The organism is Gulosibacter sediminis, assembly GCF_023370115.1.
GTDB lineage: Bacteria > Actinomycetota > Actinomycetes > Actinomycetales > Microbacteriaceae > Gulosibacter > Gulosibacter sediminis_A.
On record NZ_CP097160.1, the window covers coordinates 2,480,611 to 2,496,789 of the forward strand.

Consider the following 16,179-nt stretch of genomic DNA (forward strand, 5'->3'; position numbering starts at 1 on the left):
GCTTGCGTGCCGCTCGGGGCGGCGGCGCGGGGGGAAGTGTGGTTTGCCAAGCACGGACTCCAGAGAGGGAAACAACGGATGCGCGGAGGGCGTGGGATTCGAACCCACGGGACATTGCTGCCCACTGGTTTTCAAGACCAGCTCCTTAGGCCGCTCGGACAGCCCTCCAAACCGACAACAATTCGATAACGAATCAGCCGGACTGCGACATATCGTAGCCGACCTTCGCGAGGGCAAGTGCAAGACCGTCGTGATAAAAGTCCGTCGTCAGGTCGCTCGCGGCGTCAATCACCTGCTGTGGCGCGTTTCCCATGGCAAAACTGCGCCCGCCAATTTCCTTCGCCCACTCGAGCATCTGGATGTCGTTGAAGCCGTCACCGGCGACGACGACGTTGCGCCCAGAGATACCCAGGTTCGTGCGCACCTTCTCGAGCGCGGTCGCCTTGTTCACTCCCTCGGGCGCGATGTCGAGCCAAGCCGACCAACCCACCGAGTAGGTCACCTGGTGCAGGCCCGAGCCCTTCACCTCGGCGACAAATTCTTCGACCGAGTGGTCCGGCGAGACTACGACGAGCCGCGTCACGGGGTGCCCGAGCAGGTCTTCAAACTTCACCTCGGTGCCCTGCGCCTCGAAGCTGCCGTCGGGAAACTGCCCCGAATAGCGGTAAACCCCATCCGGCCCCTCGACCGCGAAGCGCGCGTTGCGCAGCACGGGTCGCAGGCGGATGAGCGCGTCGGTCGGGTCGAAGGTCTCGACCCAGGCGGCCGCGTAGTCGCTGTTCGCCGGCGCCGAAACGCCCTCGGCGCGCTCGAGCACCATCGCACCGTTCGCCGACACGAGGTAGCGCGAGTCGAGCGAGAGCCGTTCGCGCACCGGGAGCATGTCGGCCGCTGAGCGCCCCGTGGCGAGCATCACCTCGTGGCCCTCGGCGCGCAGGCGCTTGACCTGCTGTCGGGTCGCGTCGGGAATCTCGCCGTCGACATCGAGGATCGTGCCGTCGATGTCGAGGGCAATCAGCAGCCGCTCGGTCATGCGATCGGCTCCAGCACCTCGAGGCCGCCGAGGTACGGGCGCAGCGCCTCGGGCACGAGCACCGAACCGTCGGCGCGCTGGTGGGTCTCGAGAATCGCGACGAGCCAGCGCGTGGTGGCGATCGTGCCGTTCAGGGTCGCAACCGGCTGCGTCTTGCCTTCCGCGCCGCGGGTGCGGATGCCGAGACGTCGCGTCTGGTAGGTGGTGCAGTTCGACGTCGACGTGAGCTCGCGGTACGCGTCCTGCGTCGGCACCCACGCCTCGACGTCGTACTTGCGCGCGGCCGACGAGCCGAGGTCGCCGGCGGCGGTGTCGATGACCCGGTAGTGCAGGCCGAGGGCATGCATCATGTCCTCCTGCCAGCCGAGCATGCGCTGGTGCTCGGCCTGCGCATCCTCAGGGGTCGTGTAGACGAACATCTCGACCTTGTTGAACTGGTGCACGCGGATGATGCCTCGGGTGTCCTTACCTGCCGAGCCGGCCTCGCGGCGGTAGCAGGTCGACCAGCCGACGTAGCGCAGGGGCTCGGCGACGTCGATGATCTCGTCGGCGTGGTAGCCCGCGAGCGCGACCTCGCTCGTGCCGGTGAGGTAGAGGTCGTCGGCGGGGAGGTAGTAGATCTCGTCGGCGTGCTCGCCGAGGAACCCGGTGCCGCGCATGATCTCGGGCTTCACGAGGGTGGGCGGCGTGAGCATGATGAAGCCGTTCTCGATCGCCTTGTTCAGGCCGAGTTGCATCACGGCGAGCTCGAGCCGGGCACCGATGCCTCGCAGGTAGTCGAAGCGGGCGCCCGACACTTTCGCGCCGCGCTGCATGTCGATTGCGCCGAGCAGCTCCCCGATCTCGAGGTGGTCGCGCGGGGCGAAGTCGAATTCGGGCTTGACGCCCTCGGTGCGCAGCACGATGTAGTCGTCCTCGCCGCCGGCAGGCACGTCGTCGAGGACGATGTTCTCGATCTTGCCCACCGCATCCGCGAACGCCGTCTCGGCCTCGTTCGCGCTCGCCTGCGCATCTTTGACCTGCGCCGCGAGTTCCTGCACGGCCGCGAGCAGCGCGGGGCGCTCCTCCTTCGACGCCTTGCCGATCTCCTTCGAGCGCGCGTTCTGTTCGGCGCGCAGCGACTCGTAGCGCTGGAGTGCCTCGCGTCGCGACGAGTCCGCCGCAATCGCCTCGTCAACGGTGGCCGGGTCGTTGCCGCGGGCCGCTTGCGAACGCTTGACTACGTCGGGGGACTCTCTCAGGAGCTGAACATCGATCACCCTGCCATGCTATCGACCTCGGGAAACGGATGCCGAGCGGCGCCGGTTGCCGCCTAGCATTGGTGCCATGACAGCGAAGCGTGCCGCGATAGTCGCGAACCCCGTGAAGATCGACATGGCGCAATTGCGGCGCCTGCTGCCCGCGATGGAGCGCGCGCACGGCTACGCCGACACGCTCATCCTCGAGACGACAGCCGACTCCCCCGGCACCGAGCAGACCGCCGAGGCGATCGACGCGGGCGTCGACGTCGTTATTGCCGCGGGCGGCGACGGCACCGTACGCCTCGTCGCCGACAAGCTCGCGCACTCGGATGTGCCGATCGGCATCATCCCCGCCGGCACCGGCAACCTGCTCGCCCGCAACCTCGGCCTCGTCGACCGCTTCAACCGCATCTTCGACCTCGAGGATGCGCTCGAGGTCGCGTTCGGCAACCGCGAGCGCCGCATCGACCTCGGCGAGGTCGACGTCGAGCGGCCCGACGGCGAGCACGAGCGCTTCCGCTTCAGCATCATCGCGGGCGTCGGCATCGACGCGGGCATGATCGAGCACACCGACGAGGAGCTCAAGGCAAAGATCGGCTGGCTCGCCTACGGCGGCGGCATCGCCCGCTGGCTCGTCGGCTCGGGCGCGTTCAGCGCGCGCTACAAGATCTCGGGCGGCCGCACCTGGGGCACGCGCGCTTCGAGCATCATGATCGGCAACTCGGGCAGCCTGCCCGGCGGCCTCAACCTGCTGCCCGACGCCGCCATCGATGACGGCCTCATCGACATGGTGATCATGCGCCCGCGCGGCCCACTCGGCTGGTCGATGGTCGCGGCGGGGGTCATCGCCCGTAACCTGCCGAACGTGAAGCTGCCGGCGCACGGTGCGGTCAACTACTTCCAGGGCGAGGAGATTCTGCTGCGCCTCGACGGCGGCCCGCAGCACTTCGAGCTCGACGGCGACACCGAGGGCGAGGTCGTCGCGCTGCGCGCCCACACGCTCGAGGGCGCGCTCGTCGCCCGCGTGCCGGTGACGCGCTAGCGGCCTGGGCGCGCCCTACGCGGGGCGGTGCGTCGGACCGGCCCTGACAATTGGCGTCGCTTGTGGCGCGCTGAGCGACAAGTGGCCACCTCACAATCGCGCCACTTGTCGCTGACCGCGCCACTCCTCACTCAACCGTGACCACGTCTCGTCGGTGACTGCACCAGTCATCGTTCACCACGCCACTGGCAACGCACTCGAGCAAGCACGGCGCGGTACGGATGCGCGCATCCACAGCCCCGAGTTATCCACAGTTTGGTTGCTCCTCCCGGGCGCGGCGAGGCGCCGCACGGTGTACTGCGGGCCATGAGACTCGAATTCACCAACAGCGACAGTTACGCCGACGCCGCACGGGCGGCGCACATCCGACGCCAGCACCGCAGCGGCCACGCCATCAAAGTCGGTCTCGGCGGCTACCTGCTCCTCGATGAACCAGCACATGAGAGCGCTGTTGCCCCTCTCACAGTCGCGGCGGCTCGGGCGATCGCCGTTGGCCGCGCGAATCCCTCAAGCGTCGTGAGCGGCGAGGCCGCCGCGGTGCTCACGCGCAGCGTGACGTCGTCGAGCTTCGTGACGTTGCGATACGCCCACGCGAGTGACCTGGCGCCCCGCGCACGGCCGAGGCTCACGGCGTCGTGTTCCCCGGCGAGGATGAGCACTGGCACCCGCGCTGCGCGGCCTCGGCGGCGCAGCGGCGGCAGCGAGAAGGTGCCGAGCAGACCCGGCAGGTCGAGCATGTCGGACTGCCCGATGTCGAAGCCGTAGAGGTCGTCGATCATCTTCTGCACCTCGGCCTTGTCGCGGCTGAGCCAGCTCATGCCGTGGCCGTCGTCGCCGTAGGGCGCATTGAAGTCGCCCGTGTTCGCGATTCCGGGGAGCATCACGGTCGTGCCCGAGAGCACGAGCGCGTCGAAGATGTCGGGTTCGTCGGCGAACTGCTTCTGTGCCATCAGCGAGCCCCACGAGTGGGCGAGCTCGACGAGGCGCGCGCCCGCATAGCGGCCTCGCGTCCAGGTGATGACGTGGCGGATGAGCCGAAGCGAGTCGCGCATCCCGTGCTTGCCCATCTCGCCGATCCCGCGGTGATAGACGCCCGTGCGGCCGTGCCCGAGGTGGTCGTCGGCCACCACCGCGAAGCCGGATGCGCGCAGCGCGTTCGCGAGCCGCTGGTAGCGGCGCGCGTGCTCGCCGGCACCGTGGGAGATGTGCACGACGGCGCGCGGTGTGCCCTCGGGCAGCCACTCGTAGACGTGTACCTTGATGCCGTCGAACGGGAGCACGTGCTCGACGTAGTCGACCTCGATGCCGTCGTTCGAGGTGTCGACACCGGGGGTGTAAAAGCGATCTGCGACAGCCATGATGCGCTAAGGCTATCGCTGCGTGCCGTACTCGAGTCGCGACCGGCGTGGCCACAGTTCCCGAGTCGCAACCTACTTACTCAGGAGCGCGACTCCCTCGATTTCGAAGAGCACGTTGCCGGGGAAGCTGACTCCCACGGTTGAACGTGCTGGCGGGTTCTCGGGGAAGAACTCCTTGTAGATCTCATTGAACGTGCCGAAGGTGCTCGAGTCGGCAAGGAAGCAGAGCGTCTTGACTACCCGCTCACGGCTCGAGCCTGAACCTTCAACCGCGGCGACGAAGTTGGTGAGCGCCTGGCGTACTTGGACCTCGAACTCATCCGGCAGGATGCCCGTCGCCGGGTCGCCGCCTGTCTGGCCCGCGAGAAACACGATGTCGCCCGCCACGACCGCTGGCGAGTAGTGCCCTCCGGGCGCGGGGATCCCATCAGGGTGCAGAATCTTCAGGTCAGTCATGGAGCCCCTTTCGATGTGCCGCTCACTGCGGCGCCAGTATCGGTTGCCGCCAATATAGCCCCTTCCTCAGGGCTGAGGTACTTAACGCAATAAACTCCCGCAAATAGACCCCTCGGGGCGAGCGCACATCCGACCTTGAGCCATTGAATATGAAGCAGATTCCTCAAAAATGATGTACAGTCTCAGGCAATCCAACCGGCCACCGACGGGGAGGCCCAATGTTCGTGACGGCCCATTTGCCCCAAGTACGCACTGCAGATCCCCCACTTTCCGCGTATTCACGGGCAACTCCGCACGCTGACAGGCGCGCGTCAACCACCGACACGCACATCGCGACACGCGAACCCAACATCCCGAGAACACCCCTTGCAGGGAGCAACGTTGCCCGGTACGTTCTTGAATAAGCTTCCTCATCTTTGAGGATCTACGCGCCGCAGCAGGACAAGAGTCCTCGCGAACCGAACGAGGAGAGTGAGCGCATGACGAGTCAGTCCGTAACCAGCTCGGGAACGAGAGGGACGCCTAAGGAAGTCGTCCGAATCAAACACTGGGGCCGCTGGGTCTCCGGCATCATCCTGGTCGGCCTTCTTGCCGCGCTCATCTATGCCTTCGCGGTTGGCAAGATCGACTGGTCCTACGTCGGTCAATACCTTACGGCCCCTGCAGTCCTTTCGGGCCTCTGGGCCACGGTATACATCTCGGTGCTCTCGATGCTCATCGGTATCGTCCTTGGCATCTTCTTCGCGATCCTCCGGCTCTCTCCCTCCCCCGTGTCACAGTTCTTCGCGTGGCTCTACATCTGGTTCTTCCGCGGCACACCGGTGTACCTGCAGCTGCTGCTCTGGTTCAACCTCGCGCTCGTGTTCCCGACGATAGGTTTCTTCGGCATCTTCGAAGCGCGCACCGTCGACGTCATGACCCCGTTCCTCGCGGCGCTGCTCGGCCTCGGCGTGAACCAAGGTTCGTACCTCACCGAACTCATCCGCGGCGGCATCCTCTCGGTCGACCACGGTCAGACGCAGGCAGCCCAGGCGCTTGGAATGGGTCGCATCAAGATCCTTCGCCGCATCGTGCTCCCGCAGGCCATGCGCGTCATCGTTCCTCCGCTCGGCAATGAGTTCATTGGCCTGCTCAAGACAAGTTCACTCGCCTCGGCCATCGCGTTCCAAGAGGTGCTGTTCCGATCGCAGCAGATCTACTTCGTCAACACGATGGTCATGGAACTGTTGCTCGTTGCCGCGTTCTGGTACCTCATCGTCGTGTCGATCTTCAGCATCGGTCAGTACTACGTCGAGCGGTACTTCGCTCGAGGTCAGGCAGTACAGCAAAAGAAGGGCCTGATCGAACACGTCACCACCTCGTTGGTGACGCTCCCCCGCTCTTTCAAGGGCCAGCGCAAGGTTGAGCGAAAGGTGGCGAAGAAGTAATGAGCCAGCAACCAATGATTGAGGCCGTGAACGTCGAGAAGCACTATGGCGACAACCACGTGCTCAAGGGCGTCTCACTCGAAGTCGAACGCGGCGAAGTACTCTGCCTCGTCGGCGCATCGGGATCCGGAAAGTCGACTTTCCTCCGATGCATGAACCACCTCGAAGCAGTTGACGGTGGCGAGCTCTACGTTGAGGGAAGCCTTGTCGGCTACGAGGAGAAGAACGGCAAGCTCTACGAACTCGCCGAGCGCCAGGTCTGCAAACGTCGTGAGGACATCGGCATGGTGTTCCAGAGCTTCAACCTATTCCCCCACATGACGGTGCTGCAAAACATCATCGAAGGCCCGACCCAGGTCAAGGGCGAGTCGAAGAAGGTCGCAACCGAGCGTGCACACAAACTGCTTGACCGCGTGGGACTCGCGGAAAAGGCAACCGCCTATCCGAAGCAGCTCTCGGGTGGCCAGCAGCAGCGCGTTGCGATCGCCCGAGCCCTCGCCATGGAGCCGAAGCTCATGCTGTTCGACGAACCCACGAGTGCGCTCGACCCTGAGCTCGTCGGCGAGGTGCTTGGTGTCATGCGCGACCTCGCGAACGACGGCATGACGATGGTTGTTGTCACCCATGAGATGGCGTTCGCAGAGGAGGTCGGCGACATCCTCGCGTTCATGGACGGCGGCCGCATCGCACAGATCGGCGCACCCAAGGACGTCATCGCGAACCCCGCGAACGACAAGATCGCGAGCTTCTTCTCACGAGTTCGCCACGAACGTTAAACCCTCATCCTCCATGCAGAATCCAGTGACCAGAAAGGGTCAGTCTCATGAAACTCCGTAAGAAGCTCACCTCGCTCCTGGCGATGGGAGGCGTAGCCTGCCTCGCCCTCGTCGGCTGTTCCTCGGGCAGCGACGCCGCGAAAACTGATGCTGCAGCAGCGCCTGAGGTACACGAAGACCTCGTCGCGATGCTGCCCGACAAGTATGCCGACGCAACTAGTCTGAAGGTTGGAATCACCTCGACCTACCCGCCCATGGAATACATCGACGAGGCGACCAACGAGCTCGCCGGCTTCGACGTCGACATCATCACCGAAATCCTCGGTCGTCTCGGTCTCGAGCCCGAGTTCGACATCATGCCGAAGTACGACCAGATCATCAACGCCGTCGATACCGAGCGCGTCGACCTTAGTCTCACCGCCATGTCAGACACCCCGGAGCGCCGCGAGAAGCTCGACTTCATCGACTACATCTCGTCGGGAACGATGATCTACACGACCGCCGACTCCGACCTCGCCGAGTTTGAGGACCTCTGCGGGAAGTCGGTCGCGCTCGCCCAGTCAACCAACTACCCCGAGCACATCGAACAGCTCGCGGAGGAAGTCTGCGGTAGCAAGGACAGCATTGAGATCATCGGTCTCGACACCACCGCGACCGCGAAGCTCCAGCTCGACCAGCAGCGCGCCGACGCAGCCGTCGCCTCGCCCGAGTCGTACGCCGACATGGCGAACCGCCAGCCCGACACCCTCAAGCCTGTCGGCGAGGTTATTCAGCCGACGCTGTACGGCATCGGGTTCTCGAAGGACAACGTTGAGCTTCGCGAGGCAATCCTCGCTTCGCTGCAGTCAATGTTCGACGACGGCACCTACGAGCAGATCGTAAATGACTGGGGCTTGGAGGCTGGGCTCCTTGAGGAGCCGACCGTTAACAAGGGCGAGGGATAACCCGCCTCAACGGGGTCGTCGGGAAGCGCGTCGCTTCCCGACGACCCCGTTGTCACACCACCACGAGTAACAGAATGGAGAATCATGACAAAGACGCTGTACCGAGCCCCCTGGATCGTCGCCTACCAAGATGGTTCGCACACCCTGCTTGAGAACGGCTGTCTCGTGGTCGAAGACGACCGCATCGCGTTCGTGGGCCGTCACTACGAGGGCGAGGTCGACCAGGAGGTCAAAACCCGCTCGATCATCACACCCGGTCTCATCAGCACGCACGCTCACATGAACGAGTCCCCCATCGACAAGACGATCGTCGAGGACGCGAACAAGCGCCAGTTCTGGTCGTCGAGCCTGATCGAAATCCTGCCGCCGCGCGCGAGCGCAATGACCGACGAAGACAAGGAACACTGCGTCGATCTCTCACTTGCGACGCACCTTCTCACGGGCACCACCACGGTGATGCAGATGGGCGAAGTCTCGGAGTACGTCGTCGAGGCCGCCGATCGCACCGGCATCCGCGCCTACATCGCCGAGTCGTATCGTTCGGGGCGATGGCTCACCCGCGACGGGCGTCGCGTCGAGTACGAGTGGTTTGACGACGACGGCAAGAAGGCGATGGACGCTGCGGCCGGGCTCGTACGGAACATTCACGAGCGCGGCAACGAGCGCCTGCGAGGCTGGCTCAACCCCTCGCAGGTCGACACGTGCAGCGAGGCGCTGCTGCGCGAGAGCATGGAACTCTCGCAGGAGCTCGACGTACCGATCTCAATTCACGCGGCGCAGAGCCTCACAGAGTTCGTCGAGATGACTCGTCGCAATGGCCGGACCCCGATCGAATGGCTTGACGACGTCGGTTTCCTCAACGATCGTGTCATTCTCGGGCATGCGCTGTTCCTCTCCGGCACGCCCTGGGTGAACTTCGCCGGCGACGACCTCGGGCTGATCGCTCGCTCCGGCGCATCGGTGTCGTACAACGCGTGGACATTCGGTCGCAACGGCATCAACATGTTCTCGTACGACAAGTACCTCAAGGCAGGCGTCAACGTTTGCCTTGGCACCGATAGCGACATGCAGTCCATGCTCGAGTCGCTGCGCTGGACCGCGGTGCTCGGCAAGATCGCCGAACGTCGCAGCGACGGAGCACGTGCCGACCAGGCCTTCAACTCGGCGACCATCGACGCCGCAAACTACCTCGGGCGTCCTGACCTGGGCCGAATCTCAGAGGGAGCGAAGGCCGATCTCCTCTTCTGGAACAACGACTCCCCGTCGATGACTCCGAGCCGAGACCCAATCAAGAGCATCGTCTACTACGCCCAGCCGGAAGACCTGCGCGACGTCATGGTTTCTGGCGAGTACGTCGTGCGTGATCGCGAGGTGCGCGGCGTCGATATCGAACGCTCTGTGGCAGCGGTGAAGGACGCGGGTCGGCGGGTCTGGAGCACCTGGCCGGAGTACGACTGGGGCAGCCGCACAATCGACGAGCACATTCCCCTGAGCTACCCGCGCTTCGCGTAGCAAATGCCGTCTGGGGCGCCCCGATTCGTTACGCTCGGGGCGCCCCACACGGCATTTGCATACCCGAAGAAGTCATCGAGCCAGCTGCAGGATGCGCTGGAACAGCTCGGCGTCATTCGTTCGCGCGAACTCTTCCACTTCGGTAATGAGGCGTGTGAGGTGCTCGGTCTGCACACGGTCGGCCTCCTGCACGTCGCCGCGCTCAAGTGCGTCGAGGATCGCGAGGTGTTCCTTCGGGTCCGAGCCGATCGTGCCGTGACCCTTAGTGATGACGAACAGCACCGGCTCAAGGGCGTCGATGCGCTCGTTGAGCGTGAGGTTTGACAGAGTCTCGAGCAGCGGACTGTGGGCAGCCTTGATGATCAGGCGATGGAAGTCGTTGCCGAGGTTGCTATCGACGCCGTGTTCGGCGACTGCGTTGTCGTACTGTTCCACGTTCGCACGCAGGTCTGCGAGGTCCTCGGGCGTCGCCCGTGAAGCAGCGAGGACCGCGGCTTCCCGCTCGACCCCTCGGCGCACGTGCAGAAGATCAATCAGCTGCTCGACCTGCTGAATGTCAAGGGCTCGGGTGAGCTTCGCGCTCGCGAGCTCGTTGCGAAGGGCCGCTTCGGCCATGGCTCGGCCCGCATCGGTCGCGACTCGCCCTTTTCGACCTATGGGGCGCGTATAACCACTTGCGTCCAACTTCGCGAAGAGTCGCGAAACCGTCGCTTCGCTCAGCGCGAGTCCCGCTTCCCGAAGCTCGCGGCTCGCGAGACGTGCGCCGATCGGTTCGGAGTGATCAACGAAGACTCGCATCAGCTTGGCTTCGTCGCGACTCAGTTCAGAGTACGCGGGCAACTTGCCGCCTGTGGGCTTGGGCATGGGTCACCTTTCGTTGGGTCGTAACCAGCATACGAGCAATATGGCCAGGTTTGATTGAGTAACCTCACAACCTGGGATATATTCCTCATTACTGAGGAAACTAATTCACTTTCGACGCGTCAATACGTGTCGAGTCGAAGACGTAACGCAGCTGAGGTGGCACATGAAGCAAACATCATTCGTCCTGCACGGGGGCACCGTCGCCCTCCCCGGTGGTGAATCCGTCGCCGACATTGTCGTGCGCGACGGGAGGATCGACACGATTACCTCGTCGGGCGCCGCTGAACACCTCGGACTCCCGGTAGTCAACGTGGCGGGCAAGGTCGTGATGCCCGGTGGCGTTGATGTGCACACACATATGGATGCACCATCCGGCATCGGGCACACAACGGACACTCACCGCACGGGCACGATCGCTGCGGCCGTTGGCGGTACGACCACGATTGTCGACTACGCGCCGCAGCCCAAAGAAGGCACGCTGCTTGACGCCTACGGCACCTGGAGCGACAAGGCTGCAGGCGAGGCGGTTATCGACTACTCCTTCCACGTCACTGCATCGCACCTCTACGAGGGATTCGCTTCCGACCTTGCAACGCTGGTGACCGAGGGCATTCCGAGCTTCAAGGTCTTCATGGCCTACAAGGGCGACGTGATGCTCGACGACGGCGAGCTCTTTGACGTGCTCCGAAACGCAGGCCGCAAGGGCGCTCAGATCAATATTCACGCCGAGAACGGCGACGTCATCGACCGCATCGCCGCTGACCTCGTACGCGAAGGCATGACTGCACCGAAGTATCACGAGCTCGCCCGTCCGGCGCAGACCGAGGTCGAGGCAGTGCGACGGGCTATCGCGATCGCCGAGATGGCAGAGGCGCCCGCCTATTTCGTGCACCTATCCACCGAAGGCGCGGTCGAGGAGGTCGCAGCCGCACGACAGCGTGGCCTGCCAATCTCTGCCGAGACTTGCACGCACTACCTCACACTCAATCGCAGCGTGTACGACGCCCCGGGGTTCGACGCCGCGAAGTACGTGCTCACTCCCCCGCTTCGCGAGCAGGAGCACGTCGAAGGCCTGTGGAGAGGACTCAAGACCGGCGCAGTCGGCATCGTCTCTTCCGACCACTGCCCGCTCTGCATGCACGGCCAGAAATCGCTCGGGCGCGATGATTTCCGCAAGATTCCGAATGGCGGTCCGGGCGTAGAGCACCGCCTAATGGTGCTCTACGACGCCGCCGTGGCTCAGGGCAAACTTGGACTCACGAGGTTCGTCGAAGTTGCCGCGGCCGAGCCTGCACGTTCAGCCGGCCTCTACCCGCGCAAGGGCGTCATCGCGGTCGGTTCTGATGCCGACCTTGTGATCATTGACCCGAATGGCACCACAACCGTAAGCGCCGATACCCAATATCAGCACGTTGACTACGCCCTCTGGGAGGGCTGGACCCTGAACGGCGCGATCAACCAGGTGTACTCGCGTGGCGTGCTCGTCGCTGAGGACGGCAAGTTCGTCGGGCCCGAGGGTCACGGCGAGTTTGTGCGCAGGTTCAAGAACTAGGTCAACGGCGACGAAAGGAAGGGGCGACAGATGAGAGTTGGCGTAATCGGCGCGGGCGTCGTAGGGCTGAGCACGGCGTGGCACCTCGTTCGCGGTGGCGCGGAGGTAACGGTGCTTGACCGCACTGACGATGACCGAGCGCGCGCATCCTGGGGCAATGCCGGGCACATCGTGCCAGCCATGTCGATGCCACTGCCCGAACGGCGCAATCTCACGGCGGCGGCGACCAGCTTCTACAAACGCAGTGCCGCGGTCACCGCGCCGCGCTCGTACGACTCCGAAACGCTGCGGTTCCTCGCGGAATTCGCAGGGAACGCGCGGCACAGAAAATGGATGGCATCACTACGCGAAACGATGCCGCTCAACCTGCTCGCGATCGCGGCATTCGAGGAGCTCGAGTCCGCTGGCGTCGAGACCACACGCGAATCTGCGCCGTTCACTTCTGCCCTCACGGAGCACCGCGAGGCGGAAGGTCTGTTCGCACACTATGCTGCTGTCGCGGAGGCAGGTTACGACATCGACCTGCGGTTGCTCGCCGGTGCCTCACTAACAGCGGTCGAGCCGCTCGCACGGCTCAAGCGCTTCGGTGTCGAACTCTCGGGACAGTCACTCGTACATCCTCCGAAGCTGCTTCAAGGGCTTCGAGAAGCTGTGGAATCCCTCGGAGTAACCGTCGATCTCGACATCGCGGTCGACCAAGTGGAGCGCGACGGTGACCGCGTCATCATCATCGGTCAGGGCGCCAGGCACGACTTCGACGCGGTGGTCATTGCAACGGGCGCAGCCCTGGGCCGCCTTGCAAAGCCTCACGGCGTGCGCCGCCCTGTCGTCGCGGGTTTCGGCTACAGCATGTCAGTCGAAGTGCCAGAAAACACCCGCGGAATGCTCTACTTCCCGAGCGAGCTCATCGCGTCGACCCGCCTCGGCGATCGCTTACGAGTGTCCTCGCTCATGCAGATCGACCGGCCCGACTCAGGCTCGCGTGCTGCGAGCCACGCACGCCTGCTGCGCACAGCGCAGACGGTTCTGCCCGATGCCGACTGGCGCACGGTCGACGACCGCTGGTTTGGCGCGCGCCCCGTCTCGTCCGACGGCAAGCCGCTGCTCGGCGCAACCGACACCCCCGGCATCTTCGTCAACGGTGGGCACGGGATGTGGGGCGTCACTCTGGGCCCGATCACCGGCAAGCTCGTCGCCGCGTCAGTTCTGTCGTCAGGCCGCACCCGCCCCCCGCGAGGCACGGAGGCGACCCGATGAGCCGTCCCCGAATCCTCGTCATCAACCCCAACCGATCGGTGAGCATGACGCGTGCGATCGACTCGGTCGCCCGGGCCGCAGCCCCCGAGACCGAGGTGATGACCCTATGTGTCAGCTACGGCCCCGAATCAATCGAGTCCGAAGCCGACGCCGCCCTCGCCGCCGTCGCGGTGCTCGAATGCATCTTGGAGCATCCTGCCTACGATGGCTACGTCATCGCCTGCTTCGACGATCCCGGTCTCGAGGCTGCCCGCGAACTCACGACACAACCCGTCGTTGGCATCGCCGAATCTGCAGCACGCGCCGCGGCTGCATACACGCCCGAGGACGTGGGCGTGCTCGTTGTGCGTGAGGGCGTCGTTCACCGGGTGCGAGACACCCTCGCTCGCTATGCGTGTGGCTCGCAGGCGAAGTATCACTCGCTTGACGGCAGCGTCGCATCGCTTGCTCGCGGCGACGACGCGACGGCACAGCAGTTTGAGGACGCGGCCCGGGCAGCTGCCGAAGCGGGTGCGCGCGCCGCGGTGCTCGCATGCGCCGGGTTCGGTCAGTATGCCCGTCGAATCGCCGAATCCTCAGGGCTCGAGGTCATCGATGGTGTCGTCGAAGGAGTCCGCCACGCCACCGCGCTCATCCGCGAGGGGCACCAAAACCACCCCATCACACCGATGCCGTTCTCGGGCATCCGAAGTCACCGGCCAGTCTGGGCCGACAAGGCTGACAGAAAGGCAACCCTCCCATGAACCAGCGAACCCTGACCGCAGCGGCGATTCAGCTCGGGCCGATCCCGCTGTCGGCCCCGCGAAACGAGGTGCTCGATCGGCTCGTCGCGCTGCTCCATACCGCCGCGGATGCCGGTGCAACGTTCGTCGTGTACCCCGAACTTGCGCTCACCTCGTTCTTCCCACACTGGCGCATCGATGACCGAAACGAACTACTGCAATTCTACGAGACCGATTTCCCACATGGCTCGGTTGCGCCGATCATGCGAGCGGCCGCTCAACGCGCCGTGACGTTCGAGATCGGTTACGCCGAAGTCACCCCCGAGGGACAGCTTTTCAACACCGCGAGCCTCGTCGACGGCACAGGCGAGCTTGCACGCTATCGCAAGGTGCATCTGCCGGGCTTTGCCGACGAGCAGCCTGAAGCTCAGCACCAGTTGCTTGAGAAGGGCTATTTCGGCGTCGGCAATCTCGGATTCCCGGTCACCGAAGTGCAGCGCGCTCGCGTCGGCATGGCGATCTGTAACGACCGCCGCTGGCCCGAAACCTACCGGCTCCTCGCGCTGCAGGGGGCCGAGATCGCGTGCATCGGCTACAACACCCCTGTGGCGACGCCGCATCTTCCCGAGATTGATCGGCTAACCCATTTCCAGAATCACCTCTCGATGCAGGCAGGCGCGTACCAAAACTCGATGTGGGTGATTGGCGCCGCTAAGGCCGGCGTTGAAGAGGGCGTCGACCAGATCGGCGGGTCGGCAATCATCGCGCCCTCGGGCGAGATCGTGGCTCAGGCCCACTCTGTCGAAGACGAGGTTGTGGTGGCCGAGATTGACCTCGACATGTGCACGCGTTACCGTGCCGAGGTGTTTAACTTCCTGCACCATCGACGTCCCGAGCTCTACGGACCAATCAGTGCCGCGATGGACCCGGCCTGGCCGTATCCAATGGCCAGGTAGGTCTGGGCGCAGATTGCCGGGCGGTCACGTCGGCGGGGTGCTACTACCGCGGGTCCGTGCCCGTGAGAGTCACCGACCAGCTCGCGGGGTCACGCATCACCGCGTCGTGAATCACGTCGAGGGGCGGCAACGGCACGAGATCTCCGGGATGCTGGAGCGCCTGCGCCGCAAGCAGATGACCGAATCGCAGCCGCTCAACCGGTCCCCTGTTCTCGAGGTAGCCCGCAATCCAACCCGCCGCGAACGCATCACCCGCCCCGACCTGCTCGGTGACGCGTACGCGGGGCGGGTGACAGTCAACGCGCCGCTGCCCAATGAACTCGGTCGCGATCACATCGCCGTCTTTCACAACGAGATGCCGAGGACCCGGGAGAAGCGCGCGAATCGACTCGGCGGTGCGGGTCCCCCAAACCAGCTCGGCCTCGTCGCGGCCAACGAATACGACGTCGGCGCGCTGCGCGCACTCAAGCAACGTCGCGGCTGCCGTTTCGATGTCTTGCCAGAGGCTCGCCCGGTAATTTACGTCAAAGCTGATGAGCGCATCACCTGCAACCTCGCGGTCGAGCACCGCATTCGTCGAGTCGCGCGCCTTCGGTGAAAGCGCTGGGGTGATGCCGGTGGTGTGCAGGATGCGCGGACTCGGCGCATCCCCCACGAGGTCACGTACATTCGCGGCTGAGAAGGCGCTGCCGTCGCGATAGTAGTAGACGCGCGAGCCGGAGGGCTCGACGCTCTTGAAATAGACGCCCGTGGAGAGCCGATCATCGACGTGCACGTGATCGACTCCAACGCCTCGGAAGGCGGCCTCGTCGAGAATAATCTGCCCAAACGGATCTTCGCCGAGCGCCCCGAGCCACTGCACCGCGACCCCGAGTGTCGCAAGATTCGCGGCGACGTTGAACTCGGCGCCAGCCGGGCCAAGTGAGCACGTGGGCCGGGTCTCGATGGGCGCGGGTGGAGATGGCGCGACAACCGTCAACGCCTCGCCGTAACAGAACACGTCTGCGGTCACGTGCATCCCCTCGCTCAAGCGCGGCCC

At 64.6% G+C, this 16,179-nt stretch carries 15 protein-coding genes, 1 tRNA gene and 1 pseudogene; 9 read left to right on the forward strand and 8 right to left on the reverse strand.

Features of this window, described 5'->3' with window-relative positions; genetic code table 11:
- Positions 1 to 83: 83 nt before the first annotated feature.
- The 3 genes from M3M28_RS11480 to serS all read right to left on the reverse strand — a co-directional run bounded on the left by M3M28_RS11480 (position 84) and on the right by serS (position 2,292).
- Positions 84 to 168: transfer RNA gene (locus M3M28_RS11480), tRNA-Ser, on the reverse strand.
- A gap of 25 nt (positions 169 to 193) precedes the next feature.
- Positions 194 to 1,033, reverse strand: coding sequence for a Cof-type HAD-IIB family hydrolase (locus M3M28_RS11485; RefSeq protein WP_249386585.1), 840 nt, complete (start codon positions 1,031 to 1,033; stop codon positions 194 to 196).
- On the reverse strand, positions 1,030 to 2,292 hold the full coding sequence (serS, locus tag M3M28_RS11490; RefSeq protein ID WP_249386586.1) for a serine--tRNA ligase: 1,263 nt from the start codon (positions 2,290 to 2,292) through the stop codon (positions 1,030 to 1,032). Before serS ends, M3M28_RS11485 begins: the two co-directional genes overlap by 4 nt.
- Positions 2,293 to 2,359: 67 nt before the next feature.
- On the opposite strand from serS, the gene M3M28_RS11495 reads away from it, so the two are divergent.
- Positions 2,360 to 3,316: a diacylglycerol/lipid kinase family protein gene (locus M3M28_RS11495; protein WP_249386587.1), complete on the forward strand. Its 957-nt coding sequence runs from the start codon at positions 2,360 to 2,362 to the stop codon at positions 3,314 to 3,316.
- A 413-nt stretch (positions 3,317 to 3,729) separates the two neighbouring features.
- Here the strand turns inward: M3M28_RS11495 and M3M28_RS11500 are convergent, their stop codons facing one another.
- Both M3M28_RS11500 and M3M28_RS11505 read right to left on the reverse strand, forming a co-directional pair.
- On the reverse strand, positions 3,730 to 4,674 hold the full coding sequence (locus tag M3M28_RS11500) for an alpha/beta hydrolase (protein ID WP_249386588.1): 945 nt from the start codon (positions 4,672 to 4,674) through the stop codon (positions 3,730 to 3,732).
- A gap of 72 nt (positions 4,675 to 4,746) precedes the next feature.
- Positions 4,747 to 5,130: a RidA family protein gene (locus M3M28_RS11505; protein ID WP_249386589.1), complete on the reverse strand. Its 384-nt coding sequence runs from the start codon at positions 5,128 to 5,130 to the stop codon at positions 4,747 to 4,749.
- Between the two features lie 479 nt (positions 5,131 to 5,609).
- Between M3M28_RS11505 and M3M28_RS11510 the strand changes: the two genes are divergently transcribed.
- The 4 genes from M3M28_RS11510 (at position 5,610) to M3M28_RS11525 (ending at position 9,789) form a co-directional block, all read left to right on the forward strand.
- Complete coding sequence (locus M3M28_RS11510) at positions 5,610 to 6,557, forward strand: amino acid ABC transporter permease (RefSeq protein ID WP_249386590.1); 948 nt, start codon at positions 5,610 to 5,612, stop codon at positions 6,555 to 6,557.
- Positions 6,557 to 7,333, forward strand: a complete 777-nt coding sequence (locus M3M28_RS11515; RefSeq protein ID WP_283255706.1) for an amino acid ABC transporter ATP-binding protein — start codon at positions 6,557 to 6,559, stop codon at positions 7,331 to 7,333. Before M3M28_RS11510 ends, M3M28_RS11515 begins: the two co-directional genes overlap by 1 nt.
- 47 nt (positions 7,334 to 7,380) lie before the next feature.
- Positions 7,381 to 8,277, forward strand: coding sequence for an ABC transporter substrate-binding protein (locus M3M28_RS11520; RefSeq protein ID WP_249386591.1), 897 nt, complete (start codon positions 7,381 to 7,383; stop codon positions 8,275 to 8,277).
- Between the two features lie 84 nt (positions 8,278 to 8,361).
- The gene (locus tag M3M28_RS11525; protein ID WP_249386592.1) at positions 8,362 to 9,789 is read left to right on the forward strand and encodes an amidohydrolase family protein; all 1,428 of its coding nucleotides are present in this window, start codon (positions 8,362 to 8,364) and stop codon (positions 9,787 to 9,789) included.
- A 72-nt stretch (positions 9,790 to 9,861) separates the two neighbouring features.
- Here M3M28_RS11525 and M3M28_RS11530 read toward each other — a convergent pair whose 3' ends face one another.
- Both M3M28_RS11530 and M3M28_RS12820 read right to left on the reverse strand, forming a co-directional pair.
- Positions 9,862 to 10,404 (reverse strand): FadR/GntR family transcriptional regulator, encoded by a 543-nt coding sequence (locus M3M28_RS11530; protein WP_249386593.1) that lies wholly within the window; start codon positions 10,402 to 10,404, stop codon positions 9,862 to 9,864.
- A gap of 63 nt (positions 10,405 to 10,467) precedes the next feature.
- A pseudogene (locus tag M3M28_RS12820) lies at positions 10,468 to 10,653 on the reverse strand (hypothetical protein); the annotation flags it as partial.
- Positions 10,654 to 10,816: 163 nt separating this feature from the next.
- Between M3M28_RS12820 and hydA the strand changes: the two are divergent.
- Genes hydA through M3M28_RS11550 form a run of 4 tightly spaced genes read left to right on the forward strand, consistent with a single transcriptional unit; the run spans position 10,817 to position 15,140 of the window.
- Entirely contained in the window at positions 10,817 to 12,205 is a 1,389-nt protein-coding gene (hydA, locus tag M3M28_RS11535; protein ID WP_249386594.1) for a dihydropyrimidinase, read from the forward strand.
- Positions 12,206 to 12,235: 30 nt separating this feature from the next.
- Positions 12,236 to 13,462 carry an NAD(P)/FAD-dependent oxidoreductase gene (locus tag M3M28_RS11540; protein ID WP_249386595.1) on the forward strand — a complete coding sequence of 409 codons (1,227 nt, stop codon included), beginning with the start codon at positions 12,236 to 12,238 and terminating at the stop codon, positions 13,460 to 13,462.
- A complete protein-coding gene (locus tag M3M28_RS11545) occupies positions 13,459 to 14,205 on the forward strand; it encodes an aspartate/glutamate racemase family protein (protein ID WP_249386596.1) in 747 nt (248 codons plus the stop codon). The genes M3M28_RS11540 and M3M28_RS11545 overlap by 4 nt, the downstream gene beginning before the upstream one ends.
- Entirely contained in the window at positions 14,202 to 15,140 is a 939-nt protein-coding gene (locus M3M28_RS11550) for a nitrilase-related carbon-nitrogen hydrolase (RefSeq protein WP_249386597.1), read from the forward strand. Before M3M28_RS11545 ends, M3M28_RS11550 begins: the two co-directional genes overlap by 4 nt.
- A 43-nt stretch (positions 15,141 to 15,183) precedes the next feature.
- Here the strand turns inward: M3M28_RS11550 and M3M28_RS11555 are convergent, their stop codons facing one another.
- On the reverse strand, positions 15,184 to 16,152 hold the full coding sequence (locus M3M28_RS11555; RefSeq protein ID WP_249386598.1) for a sugar kinase: 969 nt from the start codon (positions 16,150 to 16,152) through the stop codon (positions 15,184 to 15,186).
- Between the last annotated feature and the right edge of the window lie 27 nt (positions 16,153 to 16,179).

What these genes read in the sequence shown, in the direction of transcription:
- M3M28_RS11485 (WP_249386585.1), bottom strand. Translation starts at nt 1,033, where the DNA reads ATGACCGAGCGGCTGCTGATTGCCCTCGACATCGACGGCACGATCCTC.
- M3M28_RS11495 (WP_249386587.1), top strand. Translation starts at nt 2,360, where the DNA reads ATGACAGCGAAGCGTGCCGCGATAGTCGCGAACCCCGTGAAGATCGAC.
- M3M28_RS11500 (WP_249386588.1), bottom strand. Translation starts at nt 4,674, where the DNA reads ATGGCTGTCGCAGATCGCTTTTACACCCCCGGTGTCGACACCTCGAAC.
- M3M28_RS11505 (WP_249386589.1), bottom strand. Translation starts at nt 5,130, where the DNA reads ATGACTGACCTGAAGATTCTGCACCCTGATGGGATCCCCGCGCCCGGA.
- M3M28_RS11510 (WP_249386590.1), top strand. Translation starts at nt 5,610, where the DNA reads ATGACGAGTCAGTCCGTAACCAGCTCGGGAACGAGAGGGACGCCTAAG.
- M3M28_RS11515 (WP_283255706.1), top strand. Translation starts at nt 6,557, where the DNA reads ATGAGCCAGCAACCAATGATTGAGGCCGTGAACGTCGAGAAGCACTAT.
- M3M28_RS11520 (WP_249386591.1), top strand. Translation starts at nt 7,381, where the DNA reads ATGAAACTCCGTAAGAAGCTCACCTCGCTCCTGGCGATGGGAGGCGTA.
- M3M28_RS11525 (WP_249386592.1), top strand. Translation starts at nt 8,362, where the DNA reads ATGACAAAGACGCTGTACCGAGCCCCCTGGATCGTCGCCTACCAAGAT.
- M3M28_RS11530 (WP_249386593.1), bottom strand. Translation starts at nt 10,404, where the DNA reads ATGGCCGAAGCGGCCCTTCGCAACGAGCTCGCGAGCGCGAAGCTCACC.
- hydA (WP_249386594.1), top strand. Translation starts at nt 10,817, where the DNA reads ATGAAGCAAACATCATTCGTCCTGCACGGGGGCACCGTCGCCCTCCCC.
- M3M28_RS11540 (WP_249386595.1), top strand. Translation starts at nt 12,236, where the DNA reads ATGAGAGTTGGCGTAATCGGCGCGGGCGTCGTAGGGCTGAGCACGGCG.
- M3M28_RS11545 (WP_249386596.1), top strand. Translation starts at nt 13,459, where the DNA reads ATGAGCCGTCCCCGAATCCTCGTCATCAACCCCAACCGATCGGTGAGC.
- M3M28_RS11550 (WP_249386597.1), top strand. Translation starts at nt 14,202, where the DNA reads ATGAACCAGCGAACCCTGACCGCAGCGGCGATTCAGCTCGGGCCGATC.